This is a genomic window from Devosia sp. (assembly GCF_048261455.1).
In the GTDB taxonomy this organism is placed as follows: Bacteria; Pseudomonadota; Alphaproteobacteria; order Rhizobiales; family Devosiaceae; genus Devosia_A.
In genome coordinates, this window is the sequence record NZ_JBLXGA010000021.1 from 1 (window position 1) to 16,715 (window position 16,715).

Sequence of the window (16,715 nt, forward strand, 5' to 3'; positions counted from 1 at the left end):
CTGGTCGAGATTGTCGTCACCGGCGGCGATTTCACGCCGCTGCCGATCGCCATTCCCGATTTCGCCTCGTCCGATCCAGCCTTCGGCGCGGAAATCGCGCAGATCGTGCGCGACAATCTCGGTGGTTCGGGTCTGTTCGCGGTCATCGATCCAGGTGTCGGCCCGTCGGTTGTCGGCGACGTGCAGAACGAGCCAGACTTTGCGGCGTGGCGCGCGGCGCGTGCTGACGCGCTGGTCATGGGGTCCGTGGAGCGCGGGGCAGAGGTCTCGTCTTCCGTGCGGGTGTGGGACACGCAGGCCGCCGCTCAGGTCGTCGGCAAGTCGCTTCGCACCGACCCGAGCAACTTCCGGCGCATCGCGCATATTGTTTCCGATGCGATCTACGAGGCGCTCGCCGGCGGTACGGGCTATTTCGATACCCAGGTGCTCTACGTGGCCGAAAGCGGTCCGAAGGCCAACCGGGTGAAGCGCCTGGCGATCATGGATCAGGACGGCGCCAATGTGCAGTATCTGAGCGGTGGACAGTCGCTAACGCTGGGGCCGCGCTTCGCGCCGGACGGCTCGACCATTGCCTTCACCAGCTACGAGGATGGCAATCCGCAGGTCTATGTCTCCGGACTTGGCGGCACGTCGCGCAAGCTGATCGACAACGCGCCGATGTCGTTCGCGCCGCGCTTTTCGCCCGATGGCAGCACGGTCGCCTTCTCGGTTTCGAACGGCGGCACAACCAATATCTACGCAGCCGGCGTCAGTGGCGCTGCACCGACACAGCTGACCAGCGGCGCGGCGATCGACACCTCGCCCAGCTATGCGCCCGACGGCTCGCGTATCGTGTTCGAGAGCGATCGGGGTGGCAGCCCGCAGATCTACATCATGTCGGCCGGCGGGGGCGGCGCGCAGCGCATCTCCTATGGCGAAGGCACCTATTCGACACCGGTCTGGTCGCCGAAGGGGGATCTCATCGCCTTCACCCGCCAGTCTGGCGGCCAGTTCCACATCGGCACGATGAAGCCCGATGGGTCGAGCGAGCGCATCCTGTCGTCGTCGAACTCGGTGCAGGAGGGGCCCACTTGGGCGCCGAACGGGCGGGTCATCATGTTCTTCCGCGATCCTGGTGGCGATGCCGGACCGCAGCTGCATTCGATCGACATCTGGGGCCGCAACGAGCGCAGCATCCGCACCGATTCCTATGCGTCGGACCCGAGCTGGTCGCCGCTACGGCGCTGAGATCGCACGCGGTGCGCCTTGTTGGCTACACGCTGCGGCTGCTGGAACTTGAGCGCGCCTCTGTCGGCGCACTCTGTGCCGCCCTTGGGGTGGCGCCGCCGCCCGACTGGCCGCCGCCGCTGTTCGATGCGGGGGCGCTCGCGTGGTTCATAGCGCAGCTGAGGGCCGATCCAGCGGTGGCGCCATGGCTGGGAAACTATGTCGTGGCCGACATCGCCAGTGTGGAGACGCTGGTAGGGAGCGCCGGTTTCAAGGGGCCACCGGATGCCGACGGAAACGTCGAAATAGGCTACTCGATCGTTGACGCGTTCCAGCGACGCGGCTTCGGCCGGCAGGCAGTCGGCCTGTTGCTTGACCGTGCTCGCAATACAATGGGTGTTAGGTGCGTGCGCGCCGAGACCACGAGAGACGCCGTCGCCTCGCGCGGCCTGCTCGCCGCTTGTGGTTTTCGCTATGCGGGCGAGCGTCCCGACGCAGATGACGGTGAACTTGCCTTGTACGCGCTCGATCTCGCCGCCGGCCGCTGAACAGTTGCCCTCCGGCAACATCTCAAAAAAGCCCGGTTTCCGGCCACATTTGAGACAGAATGCGGAACAATTAACCACGCTCAACAACGCGCCTTTAAGATAACACGCGGTAAAGATCGCCGCATCAATTCCGATCTCGGGAGATTCATCCGGATGCGTTCCGTAACGCCCCTTAAAACCGTCCTGCGCGCTGCCGCGTTGGTGGTTCTCGTGGTCGCCGTCGCGGCCTGTTCGCGCAACGGTACCGGTGTTGGCAATCTTGCCGCTGGCAGCAGTGCGCCCGGCAGCCAGCAGGAATTCCTGGTCACCGTCGGTGATCGCGTGTTCTTCGAAACCGACTCCTCGAACCTGACGCCCACGGCCCAGCAGACGCTGGACAAGCAGGCGGCCTGGCTCAACCGCTATTCCAACTACCGGATCCTCATCGAGGGTCATGCGGACGAACGCGGCACCCGCGAGTACAACATCGCGCTTGGTGCCCGCCGCGCCTCGGTGGTGGTCAATTACCTGCAGTCGCGCGGTGTCGACAGCCGCCGCATCACGTCCAAGTCGTTCGGCAAGGAACGTCCTGTGGCTATCTGCAACGATATCTCGTGCTGGTCACAAAACCGCCGTGCTGTCACGGTCGTTCAATAGGCGGATCGGTTCAGGGGCGTGATCGCCAGACGGTCACACCAGTATCATCCTGAACTGCTCTACTGGAGGCAAGGCGCCGGGCTCCGCGTAATTGGGGTCCGGCGCTTTTTTTCGTCCCATTCGCGCGCTACGCAGACGTGAAACGCATTTCGCCAGATCCGCATATGACGGAGCATCAGAACATAAATGGCTAAAGCCCCAATTTTTCGCCGTCCCTTCCGGGGATCGGCAATCGTACTCAGCCTCGTTGCCGGGCTCACAGCCCCGGCATTTGCGGCGACTGCCACGCTGCCCGCCTACACCAGTGTCGCGCAGGGCCTGCAACTTCCGGCCAGCGTGCCTGCGCCCCGCATCCACGTTGCGCAAAACCGCGACACGGCCGAGCTGATGGTGCGCATTCAGGATCTGGAAGCACAGATCCGTACCCTCACCGGCCAGGTCGAGGGCTTGCAGTTCCAGCTGACGCAGATGCAGACGCTGGTCGAGCGGATGCAGGCCGACAGCGAGTTCCGCTTCCAGCAGCTGGAAGGCGGTGCGCCGGGAAAACCGCAGGCGGCAGCGCCAACTGATGGCGCCATGCCGTCCGAGACGCTGCCGCAGGATTCTCTGCCTGCAATGGACGGCGATGCCGCCCCGATGGATTTCGAACTCGGCGATTCTTCCGATCCGCTGATCGGCAGTGGCGGAGGCTCGGCAGATCTCGGGACACTTTCCAGTGAAGACGAACTGACGCTGGACCCGTCACGGCCGCTCGATTTGTCGCTGGGCGGCGGTACCGTGTCGAACGGTGACGCCGTCGCGCAATACGATGCCGGGTTCGACGCCATGACGCGCGGCGACTACGCGTTCGCCGAAGAGCAGTTCACCCAGTTCATCGCGCTTTATCCCGACGATCCGCAGGCGCCCGACGCCACCAACTGGCTGGGCGAAGCGCTGATCCAGCGCGGTGCCTACACCGATGCCGCGCAGGTGCTGGCCGATGGCTATACCCGCTACCGCGACAGCCGCCGGGCCCCTGACATCATGCTCAAGCTCGGTGTGGCGCTGGCTGGTGCCGAACAGACGGATGTGGCGTGCCGCACCTTCTCCACGCTGGCCGAGCGCTATCCGGATCTGACGCCGGCCTTCAACCAGCGCCTCGCCGAAGAAAGCCAGAAGGCGCAATGCCCGGTCGGCTGACCCAGGTCGCCGCCGCACTCGACGAGGTGACGCTTGGGCGTGGCGCGGCCCTCGCCGTCTCCGGTGGCACGGACAGCCTCGCGCTGCTGGAGCTGACCCGGCAGGCCGCGGCCCGCACGGGGCGCTACGACGCCATCACCGTCTATGCCGTCGACCACGGACTGCGACCCGAAGCGGCCGACGAGGCGGCGTTTGTCCTCGATACGGCCCGCCGCATGGGATTTGCCGCCCGGGGCCTGCGCTGGGAAGGGGCGAAGCCCGAGACCGGTATTCAGGCTGCGGCCCGGGCTGCGCGCTACCGGCTCTTTGCCGCTGCCATGGCCGAGGACGGCGCCGGACAGCTGCTGACAGCGCATCACCGGGACGATCAGGCCGAGACGGTGCTGATGCGCCTCGCCCACGGCAGCGGGCTGACCGGGCTTTCCGGTATACACACCCACGCCACAGTCGATGGCTGCGCGATCTATCGCCCGCTGCTTGGCCTCGGTCGCGCCGACCTCGCAGCAGTGGTTGCTGCAGCGGGACTGACCCCGGTCGATGATCCCTCAAATGCCGACCCGAGCTACGAGCGGGTGCGCTGGCGCCAGTTTCAGCCACAGCTCGACTCGATGAGGCTGACGGCGGAGCGTCTTGCCACCCTCGCCGAGCGGCTGTCCGATGCCACGGCACTGATCGCCGAGACCGTCGACAGCGAGTTTTCCAGGCTTGTTAACCTGGGCGAGGACGGTCGTGTCGAGATGTCGCAGGCCGCATTTGCCGCTCTCAACCCGCTGGTGGGGGCGGGACTCATCGAACGGGCGCTAAAGCAGGTGGCGGCCGATGACGGACGGGTGCCACTTGCCCCCCTCGAGCTGCTCGCCGCCAGACTGGCTCACGAAGAGCCTTTCAAAGCAGTGACTTTGCACGGCTGCGCGATCTCTTGCCGAAAGGGCCGGATCGTCATCGGCGCGGAACCGCAGCGCCGCAGCGCGGTTGTGCCGGGGAGCGCCGATGGCGCACGTGAGACGGAATTAACCTGATCTGTGCAAGGTCGGTGGACTCCGCCGGCCTTTCGTCCCATCAGACAGGCCAAGCTGCCCTTGTAAGGCCTTAGTCACGGTCCTACATTCGAGGTCAATTCCCGGCCGGCAGATGCTGGTCTTTCAGGACAGGGTTGATGAACGTCAATTTCCGGAACTTTGCCATCTGGCTGGTAATTCTCTTCATGCTGATGGGTCTGTTCAGCGTCTTCCAGACGTCGCAGCGGACCTCTTCAGTCTCCGATGAGAGCTACAGCCAGTTTGTGACCGACGTTGACGCTGGTCGCGTCCAGTCCGTCACGATCACCGACGATGTCGTCTCAGGTGTTCTCAGCGATGGGACGCGCTTCGAGACCATAATCCCGCAGGGCGCCGACATCGTGTCGCGCCTTGAGGAGCGCAATGTCGACATCACCGCCCGTGCGCCGGAATCGAACCCGTTCTGGTCGATCCTGCTGACCAGCTGGTTGCCGTTCCTGGTGATCATCGGCGTTTGGTTCTTCTTCATTCGTCAGATGCAGGGCGGCGGTCGTGGCGGCGCGATGGGCTTCGGCAAGTCGCGCGCCAAGATGCTGACCGAGACGCAGGGCAAGATTACTTTCGAGGATGTTGCCGGCGTTGACGAAGCCAAGCAGGATCTCGAGGAAATCGTCGACTTCCTGCGTGATCCCGGCAAGTTCCAGCGCCTGGGTGGCAAGATCCCGCGCGGCGTGCTGCTCGTCGGCCCGCCGGGTACAGGTAAGACGCTCATTGCCCGCGCCGTTGCCGGCGAAGCCAATGTGCCGTTCTTCACCATCTCCGGTTCTGACTTCGTCGAAATGTTCGTCGGCGTGGGCGCGAGCCGCGTGCGCGACATGTTCGAGCAGGCCAAGAAGAACGCGCCGTGCATCATCTTCATCGACGAAATCGATGCGGTGGGCCGTCACCGTGGCGCCGGTCTCGGCGGCGGCAATGACGAGCGCGAGCAGACCCTCAACCAGTTGCTGGTCGAGATGGACGGTTTCGAGGCCAATGAGGGCATCATCCTCATCGCCGCGACCAACCGCCCCGACGTGCTCGATCCCGCACTGCTGCGTCCCGGCCGTTTCGACCGTCAGGTCGTCGTGCCGAACCCGGATGTGCAGGGCCGCGAGAAGATCCTCAAGGTTCACGTCCGCAAGGTGCCGCTGGCCCCCGATGTCGATCTCAAGGTTCTCGCCCGCGGTACGCCTGGTTTCTCGGGTGCCGACCTGATGAACCTCGTCAATGAGGGCGCGCTGCTCGCAGCGCGGCGCAACAAGCGTTTCGTCACCATGGCCGAGTTCGAGGATGCCAAGGACAAGCTGATGATGGGCGCCGAGCGCCGCACGCTCAGCATGACCGAGGACGACAAGAAGCTCACCGCCTATCACGAGGCCGGTCACGCGCTGCTGGCGATCAAGATGGAGGCGTCTGATCCGATCCATAAGGCTACGATCGTGCCGCGCGGTCGCGCGCTGGGCATGGTGATGCGCCTGCCGGAACGTGATCAGGTGTCGCTGACCCGCCGCAAGGCCTATGCCGACCTCGCCGTCGCCATGGGTGGGCGTGTCGCCGAGGAAGAGATCTTCGGTCATGACAAGGTGACGTCCGGTGCGTCCGCCGACATCAAGATGGCGACCAGCTTGGCCCGTGCCATGGCCACCGAATGGGGTATGTCCGACAAGCTCGGCCCGCTGCTCTATGGTGACAATCAGGACGAGATGTTCCTCGGCCGCTCGATGATGCAGAAGTCGGTCCATCTTTCGGACGACACGCAGCAGCTGGTCGATGCGGAAGTGAAGCGCTTCGTCGAGGAAGGCTACGACAAGGCGCAGTCGGTCATTCGCGAGCATATCGATGACCTGCATGCCATCGCCAAGGCCCTCATCGAGTATGAGACGCTGACCGGTGATGAAATCCGTGGGCTCATGGATGGCCAGCCGCCGATCCGTCCGGTGGATACCGATCCTCCGAACAAGGCGACCGGCGTCCCCAGCGCGGGCAAGCCGGCCCGCCGCCGGCCGGACTCGAAGCCCGGTGGGGCTCCGGAGCCGCAGCCCGAGGGCTGATATCCAGTCCGACAGTCAATCAGGGCCGCCCATCGGGCGGCCCTTTTTCGTTGTCCTGGCACTGCACGCTTCTGGCCGCTGCGGCATTCGGGTGACGAAGCCTGTTGTCAGATGCGCTGCGCCTCGCCCATTCCCTTGCCAAAGCCAGCCGCTTGTCCCAAACCCCAGCTGAGCACTGTCCGGAGGAAAGCCGTGTCCGCTAAAGCCAAGCCAGCCCGCAAACATCAGGATCTCGACGTCTTCGCGCGGGTCTTCCGTGTCTTTGCCGACACGCCGTGGCTGCATTACGGGCTCTGGCTGCCCGACGAGCGGCCCACCATGCCGACAGTGCGCCAGGCGCAGGAACGCTATGTCGACAAGCTGCTGGCCCTGCTGCCGCCGGCGCCAGCCCGCATTCTGGATATCGGCGGGGGCACCGGCGCCATGTCGGAGCGGCTTGCCGGCATGGGGTACAGCGTCGAGATGCTGACCCCAAGCGAAGTGCAGGTCCAGATGGCGCGCGAGACGTTGGGCGACCGTGTCACGGTCCATCTCACCCGGCTGCAGGACTTTACCTCCGAGAGCCGTTTCGATGTCTGCCTGTTTTCCGAGAGCTTCCAGTATGTGCCGCTCGACGAGTCGCTGCCCAAGGTCGCGGGCCTGCTTGCCGATGGTGGTCGGGTGGTGATCTCCGACTGTTTCCGCAGCGCCGGGTTTCCCGGCGGACGCGCGGTTGGCGGCGGTCATCGGTTCACCGATTTCGAGGCCGCTGTTGAACGGCACAATTATCAGATCGTGACCGATGAAGACGTGACCACCATGGCGGCGCCGACCATCGCGCTCGACCGCCAGATTTATCGTGAGGTGCTGTCACCGCTGATCGCCGATGGCGGCAGCATGCTGAAGGAGCGCAAGCCGTGGGCGCACTGGCTCGTCGGTCGGGCCTGGAAGTGGTTCGTTAGCCCCCGCGAGCGCCAACGCATCGCCGAGCGTCTCGAGGCAGAATACCGAACGCCAGAGAAATTCCTCGAAAACAACACCTACCGCTTCATCACGCTGAAGCCGCGCTGAGCCTCAAGTTGCCTTCACCGGGCATTCGGGCAATCCTGTGTGCACTTCAGGTCATGAAGAACAGGATGGCAGTTTTGCGTTTGCTTTTCAGGTTGATGATTCTCGCCCTCAGTCTGTGGCCCATCACCGCGCTGGCGCAGTCGGGTGGATCGTCGGCCGTTTTCGAAGTGCAGCAGGTCAATCCGGGCCTGCCCAAGGCACCGGATGGCGTCATTCGTGATACGCCCCAGGCAAGCCTGGAGACCTTCCTCCAGCTTGCGGATGATGAGCGCTGGGGCATTGCAGCGCATCTGCTCGATCTTTCCTCTTTAGATGAACAGGAGCAGGCCGAACGCGGCCCCGAGTTGGCGCGCATGCTCAACGACATCCTGGAGCGCGGCATGGTGCTCGACTGGAACGTGCTGCCGGATCGTCCCGATGCGCTAGATGCTTTCTCGGCCAGCGAGAACCCGATGTCGGGCGAGGCCCGTCGCAGCATTCGCCTCAGCCTGATTGATATCGGCAATCGCTCGGTGCCGATCCGCATCTCACGGCTCAAGCCCGAGAATGGTGCGCCGGTTTGGCTGTTCGCCAAGCAGACGGTCGAGAACATTCCGGCCATGCACGATATTTACGGCCCCACGGATTTCGAGAAGGCGCTGCCTGGTTTCCTGCAGGCCACCGCTTTTTGGACCTTGGCATGGTGGGAAGTGATTGCCGTGCCGCTGGTGGGACTGATTGCTGCGGCAGCGGCGCTTCTTGCGTATTCGCTGCTCGGGCGCCTGCGCAAACGCAACACGTTCGCACCGGCCGATGCGGTCATCGAGGCCGTGCGCCTGCCGGTGGCGCTGCTCGCCTTTGTCGCCGGGTTTGGCCTGGTGCGGTCCTTGCTTTTCACCTTTTCCGGGCCGGTCAATGCGGTCATCACGCCGCTGCAGACCGCGTTGATCGTGATTGCTCTGGTGATGATTGCAGTGCGCGGTGTGGATGCGGTGCTCGATCAGGTCGCGCGGCGCAATCTCGAGGATATCAGCGACGAGGAGACCGCGGCGGAGCGCAAGCTGTACACCAACGTGTCGGCGGCGCGGCGCATGGTGATTTTCGTCGGCTTTGTTGCCGGCATCGCCATTGTCCTCGTGCAGCTCAATCTGCATCGCACACTTGGCTTTTCGCTGCTTGCCTCGGCTGGTGTGGCCAGTCTGGTCGTCGCCTTCGCGGCCCGGAAGGTGTTGGCCGATATCATGGCCAGCCTGCAGATCGCCATCGCCAAACCAGCGCGGATCGGCGACGCGGTGCTGTTCGCCGACAACTGGTGCTATGTCGAAAAAATCGGTTTCACCTACGTCCAGCTACGCAGCTGGGACCATCGGCGGGTGATCGTACCGGTCAGCGAGTTCGTTTCGACCACGTTCGAGAACTGGTCGAAAAAAGACGCCGGCATGATCAAGCCGGTTCTGCTGCACCTCGATCCACGCGCCAACATGGACAAGCTGCGCGAGGTCTTTCAGGCCTTTGTTTCCGACGCCGACGACATCCTCGACAAGGATGATTGCAAGGTGCAGGTCATTGATCAGACAGCTACGGCCATGCAGGTGCGGTTCTACATCTCCGCAGCCAATCCGAGCGCGGCATGGGAGGTGCATTGCCGGCTGCGCGAACACATGCTCACCGAAATATCGCGCCTTGAGGGTGAGGCCGCAGAGGAGGGTGACCAGGGCGTCGCCTACCTGCCGCGGGAGCGGGAGATCCAGCTCGAGACCGCAACCGGTGGAGAAGCGGACTGAATTGACACTCAGTGCGCAGGGCGGCCCAAATGATGTCGGTTTTGCGGAGTTAACGAAGCGGCACCAATCTGTTTCGTATTCTGTCTCGGGAGCGCTAGTTTGCGCCCCGCGGATTCGAGGGACTTAGCATGGCGCGCAAATATTTCGGTACCGATGGCATCCGGGGTTTGGCCAATGGCGAAAAGCTGACGCCCGAACTCGTCATGCGGGTTGGCATGGCCGCCGGGCTCAAGTTCGCCAATGGCGATCATCGCAACCGTGTCGTCATCGGCAAGGATACGCGCCGGTCCGGCTACATGATCGAAAGCGCGCTCACGGCCGGTTTCACAGCGGTCGGCGTCGATGTCTATCTCCTCGGCCCGATGCCGACGCCCGCCGTCGCAATGCTGACGCGCTCGCTGCGCGCCGATCTCGGCGTGATGATCTCGGCCTCGCACAACCCGTTTGACGACAATGGCATCAAGCTGTTCCGCCATGACGGCTTCAAGCTGTCCGATGCGCTGGAAGCCGACATCGAGGAACTGATGGATTCCGACATGCTGTCGCGCCTTTCGCGGGGCGGTGATATTGGCCGGGCGCATCGCGATGAAGCGGCGCAGACGCGCTATATCGAATATGCCAAGCGCACCCTGCCCAAGAATGTCGATCTGAGCGGGCTCAGGATCGTGCTCGATTGCGCCAATGGTGCGGCCTACAAGGTGGCCCCCACGGCGCTGTGGGAACTCGGCGCCGAGGTGTTCACCATCGGCAACAAGCCTGATGGCTTCAATATCAATGACAAGGTGGGTTCAACCGCGCCGGAAGCGCTGATTGCCAAGGTCAAAGAGCTGCGCGCCGACATCGGCATTGCGCTCGATGGCGATGCAGACCGGGTGATCATCGTCGACGAGAAGGGCGAAATCGTCGATGGCGACCAGTTCATGGCCGTGATCGCCGAGAGCTGGCACAGCCGTGGCGAGCTGCGCGGCGGTGGGCTCGTCGCGACGGTGATGAGCAATCTCGGTCTGGAACGCTATCTTCAGGGCGTCGGCCTGACGCTCGAGCGGACCAAGGTCGGCGATCGCTATGTGCTCGAAACGATGCGCGCCAAGGGCTTCAATGTTGGTGGCGAGCAGAGCGGGCACATTATCCTCACCGACTTTACCACCACTGGCGACGGGCTGATCGCCGCCCTGCAGCTGCTGGCCGTGGCCAAACTTGCCGACCGGCCGGTGTCGGCCATCTGCAAGCGGTTCGAAAAGGTGCCGCAGCTGTTGCAGTCGGTGCGGTTCAAGGCTGGTAAACCGCTGGAAGACAAGCTGGTGGTTCAGGCGATCGACGAAAGCCGGGCCCGGCTGGGGGAGGGCGGTCGTCTGGTGATCCGCGAGTCCGGCACCGAGCCGGTTATTCGCGTCATGGCCGAAAGCGATGACGAAGGCCTGGTCGCCTCGGTGGTTCAGGAGATCACGTCCACCATCAAGAAAGTCGCCTGAGGCAACGTTTCACGGCTGCCAGGGACATTCGCGCAGATTTTTCGGCTGGCCGTAGGTCATAGTCCACCTTGCCGCAATGCTTTGTGCTTTCAAGTATTCGATTACGCTTGAAAGCTTTTGTTAATCATTCCTGGACACTAGCGGTTAGGGTTAAGTGTTAGGGTTAAGTCTGTTTTAAGAACCTGAGTGCATGCTGTCCTCAATCGACTGGAGTCGACGGTAAAGAGGACCTGTTAGATGCGTAAATTCCTTATCTCGGTAGCGGCAGGAGCCGTTCTGGTGGCGGCGCCCGCCCTAGCAGCCGACATTCCCGAATACCCACCAATTGATATCCCGCCGGTAGACTACGACGTCGGCGGTTCGTTCTACCTGCGCGGTAGCGCGGCAGTCGATCTGCACTGGGCCCGCACGGTCACACATCCCGAGATCGACGAGAGCTACGAAACCAATCAGTACGGCTACGGCTACAGCGTTGGTGCCGGCTTCGGCTACGAAACGGGAACCGGCCTGCGCTTCGACGGTACGATCGACCAGATTGAAACCAGGGGCCTGCGGATCACCAAGGATGGCGTCAGCCCCGACGCCGATGGTGACTACACCCTGATGCTGCGCTCCACCCTGGCGCTCGCCAACGTCTACTACGATTTCAATCTCGGTGGCGGCGGCTACGGCTATTCGGACAGTGGTGCGTTTGCCTATGTCGGTGCCGGTGCCGGTGTTGCGTGGAACCACGCCGAAGTCAATTCGCCCGACACCTACCCGGTTCAGACCGGTGGCAATGTCAGCGCTGCTGCCGCCGTCATGGTCGGCATGGGCTACGACATGGGCACCTGGGTTGCAGACGTCGGCTATCGCGGCATCTACATCAACCAGGTCAACAATGCCCCGACCGCCAACCCGGACAGCTATTACGAAGTCGACCACAACTTCATCCACGAACTGCGCAGCACGGTTCGCTACCGCTTCAACTGAGGCAGTCCACGCGCTCCAGATCGACTCGGGCGGCACCCATGGGTGCTGCCCGATTTGCGTTTATGGGCCGTGAACGGCTGGCTTGTGTAAACCTTGTATCAAACTACCGGGTGCATTCTGTCCGGGCCTCAACGGGTAGGGACTATGGCGAGCGCGGGCACCCGGCTCATTTTTTAAGGTGTTGCAATGTTCGGCGGAGTTTGGCGGCGCTTGTCCGGCTGGCTGGATGAGGACGAGCCGCGCATCGACTACGAGGAAATTTCGGGTCTGTCCCGATTTTCCGAGGAAGATGAGATTGCGGCGCGCGTGGCGCCTGCTGAGGGCATGCGCGGTTCGGACAAGGTTGTTGCAGGGTCCTTCGAGATGCTGGACCTTTCCGATGTGCGTGCGGCGGCCGGCCCGGAATGGCCGAAGCTGGCCGGGACGGCCCGAAACGTCATGGCCGAAGAGCTTCAGGCCGGGCTCGCTGACGGTGATACCTTTCGCCCCGTCGGCGATTGCAGCTTCGTTGTGTGCTTCGCCGACGACGACGCCGACCGCTCGTCCGTCCGTGCCGATCTTATCGCCACCAGCATTCGGGACCGGCTCAACGCTGAACTTCCCAGACTGATGGATGGCGTTCACTTCGGCCAGTATGTGGCGGAAGTGGATCGCAAGAGCCTGGTCGAAAGCGGCGTACCCGTCTCCGAAGCGCTGTTGCATGCGCTGGATGTCATCCGCAACGAGGCGCGTGAAGCCGACCGGATGAACAATGTTTCGCTGATCAGCGACACACGTGTGCTGTTTCAGCCCTGCTGGCACCGCGCCACGCAGTCCATCACGCTCAATCGCGTTGTCATCGATCCGGTTGTCGGCCGCTCAATCCTCAATCAGGTTCGCGGGCTGAGCGATCCGATGACGTCTCAGCACACCCTGTCTGAGCTCGATTTTGCCGTGTTCACCAAGGCCGTCGCCGCCATCCATTCCGCGACGCGGCGCAGCCAGCAGCCGGCGCCAGCCGTTCTGCCGGTGCAATATTCCACTCTGCTCAATTCCGGTACCCTTCGCAGCTATCTGCAGCTGTTCGAGACCTTGCCCAGGGCCTATCGAGATCTGGTCTTGGTCGAGGCGCTCTCGCCAGCTGGCGGTGGCGCAGTCTCGGAGCGGATGACCGAGAGCCTGTACGAGCTGAAACAACGCGCCCGGCGCATCGTCATGCGGATCGTGCCTGGCCAGGAACGCGCCATCTGGACGGTCGCCAACCACCTGTGGGGCATCACGATTGATCTGTCCGAGCATCTGGCGGCCCGCAACACCCTGCCGCTGCAGCCTATCCTGCGCGCCGCGCGGGCCCTGGATCTGGAGGTCATCGGGCTGGGCGCCAACACGCTGGCCGCTGTTCAGGCCGCCGATTCCGTTGGTATGGACTATCTCGCGGGCGGGGCCGTTCACCTCGTCACCGATACGCCGAAGGCCGAGGGCCGCTACAGTCCCTTTGTCGGGCTGGGGGAGGGCATGTCGGGCCCGAACAATGAGGGGGCGCCGCACCGCGCCGCCGGCCCGGCGATGCCGCCGCCGGAAGGCCTCATTCTGAATACCGGCTACTAGCCGTCAGCCAGCTGAAACCTCTCGAAGCGCTCAAGCTCGGCTTCGATCATCGGCTGGTGCAGTGCCGCGTCACCACGGCCCACCCAGTGCCAGGACTGGATCAGCACCCGTTTTTGCGCACGGTCGGTCTTGAGATCGAGCGCGGCGACAATCTCGTCGCCTGCCAGCACCGGCAGGGTGAAATAGCCATGCACCCGCTTGGCCTTCGGCACATATGCCTCGAACAGGTGGTCATAGCCAAAGAACTGGCTCAGGCGCTTGCGCTGGATGATCAGCGGATCAAAGGGCGACAGGATGTGCACCAGCGGCGCGTCAGGTTCTGTCGTTTCCAGTGCTTCGGGCGTAGCAAAGTGCGGTGTTGTGCCGCCCGCGATTTCAACCGGCACCAGCGTCTTGCGGCGCAGGCGCCCGGATACCAGTCGTTCGATCTCTTCGGAGAACCGCAGCTTCGGGTACATCACCGAGGCTGCGCTGATCACGCCCTGTGCTCGCAGCGCGCGATCCAGCAGATACTCGGCGATCTGGCGCTCGGTGGCGGCGCGGGGGCGCGGCGGCCAGCCGAAATGGCGGTCCATCAGCTCATAGCTCTTCACCATGCCGTAGCGCTGCGCGATGGCGAGGTGCCCGCCGTAAAAGCCGTTCTGCAGCACTTTCTTGCTCGGCTTGCGCGAGGCCCAAAGATGCTGCTTTTCCTGCAACTCGTCGTCATCGACGTCGCGGATCGACAAGGCGCCATCGCGTCTGATGCGGCGTAACAGCTTGCGCAGCTCCGCCGGGTCGCAATCGGCATACCAGCGCGACGGCGTTTCGCGATGCGACTTCATGGCCGGCAGGTAGAAGGACAGGTCGCGGACCGGGACATAGGACAGGGCGTGGGTCCAGTACTCGAACACCGACTTGTCGACCGCCTGCGCGTGCTCGAGATCGGCGCGGCGATAGTCCGGAATGCGGGTGAAGAGCATGTGGTGATGGGCGCGCTCGATCACATTGATCGTGTCGATCTGCACATAGCCCAGGTGCTCCACCGCCGCCGTCACCGCTTCGGCGCCACTGCCGAAGGGCGCGCGCGTGTCCAGCCGCTGCGCATGCAACCAGATCCGCCGCGCCTCGGCGGTCGACAGGGCGACCGGCTTTTTCATTTCTGCCACATGGATTTCATCTGTGCGGCGACATTGATGCGCGGGGCGGCGGGAGCGATGCCGTGGATTTCCGCCGGTTTGACCGGTGGCCAGAACACATCCTCATAAAGGCCCAGCATCGCCCGGCTGATGAAGCGGGAGCGCTGCGCATATATGTGCCGGTCGCCATAGGGCGTCTGCTGGGTCACGTAGAAGCGCTGCGGCACCATCAGGTGCAGTTCGTCCCGGGCCCGCGTCATCGCCACATAGAGCAGGCGGCGCTCCTCCTCCAGCTCATGGGTCGAGCCGGTGCCGAGGTCCGACGGGATGGCACCGTCGACGACGTTCAGCACATGCACATTCTTCCATTCCTGACCCTTGGCGGAATGGATGGTCGACAGGATCAGATAGTCCTCGTCGAGCAGCGGCACGCCGGCCTGGTCCGAGGTGGCGTCCGGCGGATCGAGCGTTAGTTCGGTCAGGAACCGCTCGCGGCTCGGATAGCCCTGCGCGATCTGTTCGAGCTGGCGGATATCTTCGCGCCGCACTTCGGCGTCGTCGTAGAGATTGTCCATCAGCGGCTCGTACCAGAGCCGGGCGCGCAGCAGGTCCGCGGGCCAGCCGGCATCCCCGTTGAGGTGTTCGACGACTTCCAGCAACCCGGGCCAGACTTCCGACGCCCGCGGCGGGGCAGGGGTGTCGAGCAGGGCGCTGATCGGACGCGGAGCATCCGCCATCGTGTCCAGCACCTTGCCGGCGGCCGCCGGCCCGATCCCCGGCAGCAATTGCAGCACGCGAAATCCGGCGACGCGATCGCGCGGATTTTCGACAAAACGCAGCAGCGCCAACAGGTCCTTGATATGGGCGGCATCGAGGAATTTCAGCCCGCCGAATTTCACGAAGGGGATGTTGCGCCGGGTCAGCTCGATCTCGAGTTCGGCCGAATGGCTCGAGGTGCGGAACAGCACGGCCTGCTGCTTCAGCACCGTGCCGCCTTCGCGCGCGGCGAGAATGGTCTCGACCAGATAGCGCGCCTGGTCGGCCTCGTCCTTCACCGTCACTAGGCGCGGCAGGTCGGTCGATTGCCGCTCGGTCCACAGGTCCTTGGTGAAGCGCTCTTTCGCCTCGGCGATCACCGCATTGGCAGCCGCCAGCACCGGCTGGGTCGAGCGATAGTTGCGGTCCAGCGTGACAATCCGCGCGGGGGGCGTGAAGGTCTGCGGAAAATCGAGAATATTGCGGATGCTGGCGGCGCGGAACGAATAGATCGACTGCGCGTCGTCGCCGACCACGGTCAGCCCGTCGCCGGCGGGCTTGAGCGCCGTGAGGATCGAGGCCTGCAGCTTGTTGGTGTCCTGATATTCATCGACCAGCACATGGTCGAAGCGGTCCGACAGGTCCGCAGCGATCGCCGGCTCGCGCGTCATGGCCGCCCAGTAGAGCAGCAGGTCGTCGTAATCGAGCACCTGCTGGTTCTGCTTGTGCTCTACATAGGCGCCGAACAGCTCGCGCAACTGATCCGCCCACATGGCGACCCAGGGGAAGTGCCGTTTCAGCACGTCCTCCAGTTCTTCGCCGCCATTCACCACACGCGAGTAGATGGCGAGGCAGGTGCCCTTGGTCGGAAAGCGCTGCTTGGCTGCCGAAAACCCCAGCTCGTGCCGGATGATGTTCATCAGGTCGGCGGAATCCTCGCGGTCATGGATCGAGAAGTTCGGGTCGAGCCCGATCTGCTCGGCATGTTCGCGCAACAGCCGCGCCCCGATGCCATGGAAGGTCCCGGCCCAGTGCAGGGCATCGGTAATGATCCCGGCCTTGGCGCCCATGGCCTCGCGCACGATGCGTTCGACCCGTCGGGTCATCTCGCCCGCCGCGCGGCGCGAAAAGGTCATCAGCAGAATGCGGCGCGGATCGGCGCCATTGACCACCAGATGGGCCACGCGATGCGCGAGCGTATTGGTCTTGCCCGAGCCGGCGCCAGCAATCACCAGCAGCGGGCCATCGCCATGTTCCACCGCAAGGCGCTGTTCGCGGTTCAGCTTGTCGAGATAGGCAGGCGTGTCGAGCACAGGCAGATCGTCCCGAGAATCAGCAGG

At 63.7% G+C, this 16,715-nt stretch carries 13 protein-coding genes; 11 read left to right on the forward strand and 2 right to left on the reverse strand.

Features of this window, described 5'->3' with window-relative positions; translation table 11 throughout:
- From tolB to ACN0TK_RS16730, 11 genes are all read left to right on the forward strand, one after another.
- The coding region (gene tolB, locus ACN0TK_RS16680) for a Tol-Pal system beta propeller repeat protein TolB (protein ID WP_417310664.1) at positions 1-1,227 on the forward strand (1,227 nt) is incomplete at its 5' end.
- Positions 1,228-1,238: 11 nt separating this feature from the next.
- Positions 1,239-1,754 (forward strand): GNAT family N-acetyltransferase, encoded by a 516-nt coding sequence (locus ACN0TK_RS16685; protein WP_417310665.1) that lies wholly within the window; start codon positions 1,239-1,241, stop codon positions 1,752-1,754.
- A 153-nt stretch (positions 1,755-1,907) separates the two neighbouring features.
- Positions 1,908-2,390, forward strand: a complete 483-nt coding sequence (gene pal, locus ACN0TK_RS16690) for a peptidoglycan-associated lipoprotein Pal (RefSeq protein ID WP_417310666.1) — start codon at positions 1,908-1,910, stop codon at positions 2,388-2,390.
- 186 nt (positions 2,391-2,576) lie between these two features.
- Positions 2,577-3,569 carry a tol-pal system protein YbgF gene (ybgF, locus tag ACN0TK_RS16695; protein ID WP_417310667.1) on the forward strand — a complete coding sequence of 331 codons (993 nt, stop codon included), beginning with the start codon at positions 2,577-2,579 and terminating at the stop codon, positions 3,567-3,569.
- Positions 3,554-4,588 carry a tRNA lysidine(34) synthetase TilS gene (gene tilS, locus ACN0TK_RS16700; protein ID WP_417310668.1) on the forward strand — a complete coding sequence of 345 codons (1,035 nt, stop codon included), beginning with the start codon at positions 3,554-3,556 and terminating at the stop codon, positions 4,586-4,588. Before ybgF ends, tilS begins: the two co-directional genes overlap by 16 nt.
- 137 nt (positions 4,589-4,725) lie before the next feature.
- A complete protein-coding gene (gene ftsH, locus ACN0TK_RS16705) occupies positions 4,726-6,657 on the forward strand; it encodes an ATP-dependent zinc metalloprotease FtsH (RefSeq protein ID WP_417310669.1) in 1,932 nt (643 codons plus the stop codon).
- 192 nt (positions 6,658-6,849) lie between these two features.
- Entirely contained in the window at positions 6,850-7,707 is an 858-nt protein-coding gene (locus ACN0TK_RS16710) for an SAM-dependent methyltransferase (RefSeq protein ID WP_417310670.1), read from the forward strand.
- A gap of 74 nt (positions 7,708-7,781) precedes the next feature.
- Positions 7,782-9,470, forward strand: a complete 1,689-nt coding sequence (locus ACN0TK_RS16715) for a mechanosensitive ion channel family protein (RefSeq protein WP_417310671.1) — start codon at positions 7,782-7,784, stop codon at positions 9,468-9,470.
- A gap of 128 nt (positions 9,471-9,598) precedes the next feature.
- Positions 9,599-10,942, forward strand: a complete 1,344-nt coding sequence (glmM, locus tag ACN0TK_RS16720; RefSeq protein ID WP_417310672.1) for a phosphoglucosamine mutase — start codon at positions 9,599-9,601, stop codon at positions 10,940-10,942.
- A gap of 237 nt (positions 10,943-11,179) precedes the next feature.
- Entirely contained in the window at positions 11,180-11,914 is a 735-nt protein-coding gene (locus ACN0TK_RS16725; protein ID WP_417310673.1) for an outer membrane protein, read from the forward strand.
- Between the two features lie 210 nt (positions 11,915-12,124).
- A complete protein-coding gene (locus tag ACN0TK_RS16730; RefSeq protein ID WP_417310674.1) occupies positions 12,125-13,501 on the forward strand; it encodes a hypothetical protein in 1,377 nt (458 codons plus the stop codon).
- Here ACN0TK_RS16730 and ACN0TK_RS16735 read toward each other — a convergent pair.
- Both ACN0TK_RS16735 and ACN0TK_RS16740 read right to left on the reverse strand, forming a co-directional pair.
- Positions 13,498-14,649 carry a winged helix-turn-helix domain-containing protein gene (locus ACN0TK_RS16735; protein WP_417310675.1) on the reverse strand — a complete coding sequence of 384 codons (1,152 nt, stop codon included), beginning with the start codon at positions 14,647-14,649 and terminating at the stop codon, positions 13,498-13,500. The genes ACN0TK_RS16730 and ACN0TK_RS16735 overlap by 4 nt on opposite strands.
- Entirely contained in the window at positions 14,637-16,688 is a 2,052-nt protein-coding gene (locus tag ACN0TK_RS16740; protein WP_417310676.1) for an ATP-dependent helicase, read from the reverse strand. The genes ACN0TK_RS16735 and ACN0TK_RS16740 overlap by 13 nt, the downstream gene beginning before the upstream one ends.
- Positions 16,689-16,715 lie beyond the last annotated feature (27 nt).

Excerpts from the sequence above, each read along its gene's own strand:
- ACN0TK_RS16725 (WP_417310673.1), top strand. The coding sequence starts at position 11,180 with ATGCGTAAATTCCTTATCTCGGTAGCGGCAGGAGCCGTTCTGGTGGCG.
- ybgF (WP_417310667.1), top strand. The coding sequence starts at position 2,577 with ATGGCTAAAGCCCCAATTTTTCGCCGTCCCTTCCGGGGATCGGCAATC.
- glmM (WP_417310672.1), top strand. The coding sequence starts at position 9,599 with ATGGCGCGCAAATATTTCGGTACCGATGGCATCCGGGGTTTGGCCAAT.
- tilS (WP_417310668.1), top strand. The coding sequence starts at position 3,554 with ATGCCCGGTCGGCTGACCCAGGTCGCCGCCGCACTCGACGAGGTGACG.
- ftsH (WP_417310669.1), top strand. The coding sequence starts at position 4,726 with ATGAACGTCAATTTCCGGAACTTTGCCATCTGGCTGGTAATTCTCTTC.
- pal (WP_417310666.1), top strand. The coding sequence starts at position 1,908 with ATGCGTTCCGTAACGCCCCTTAAAACCGTCCTGCGCGCTGCCGCGTTG.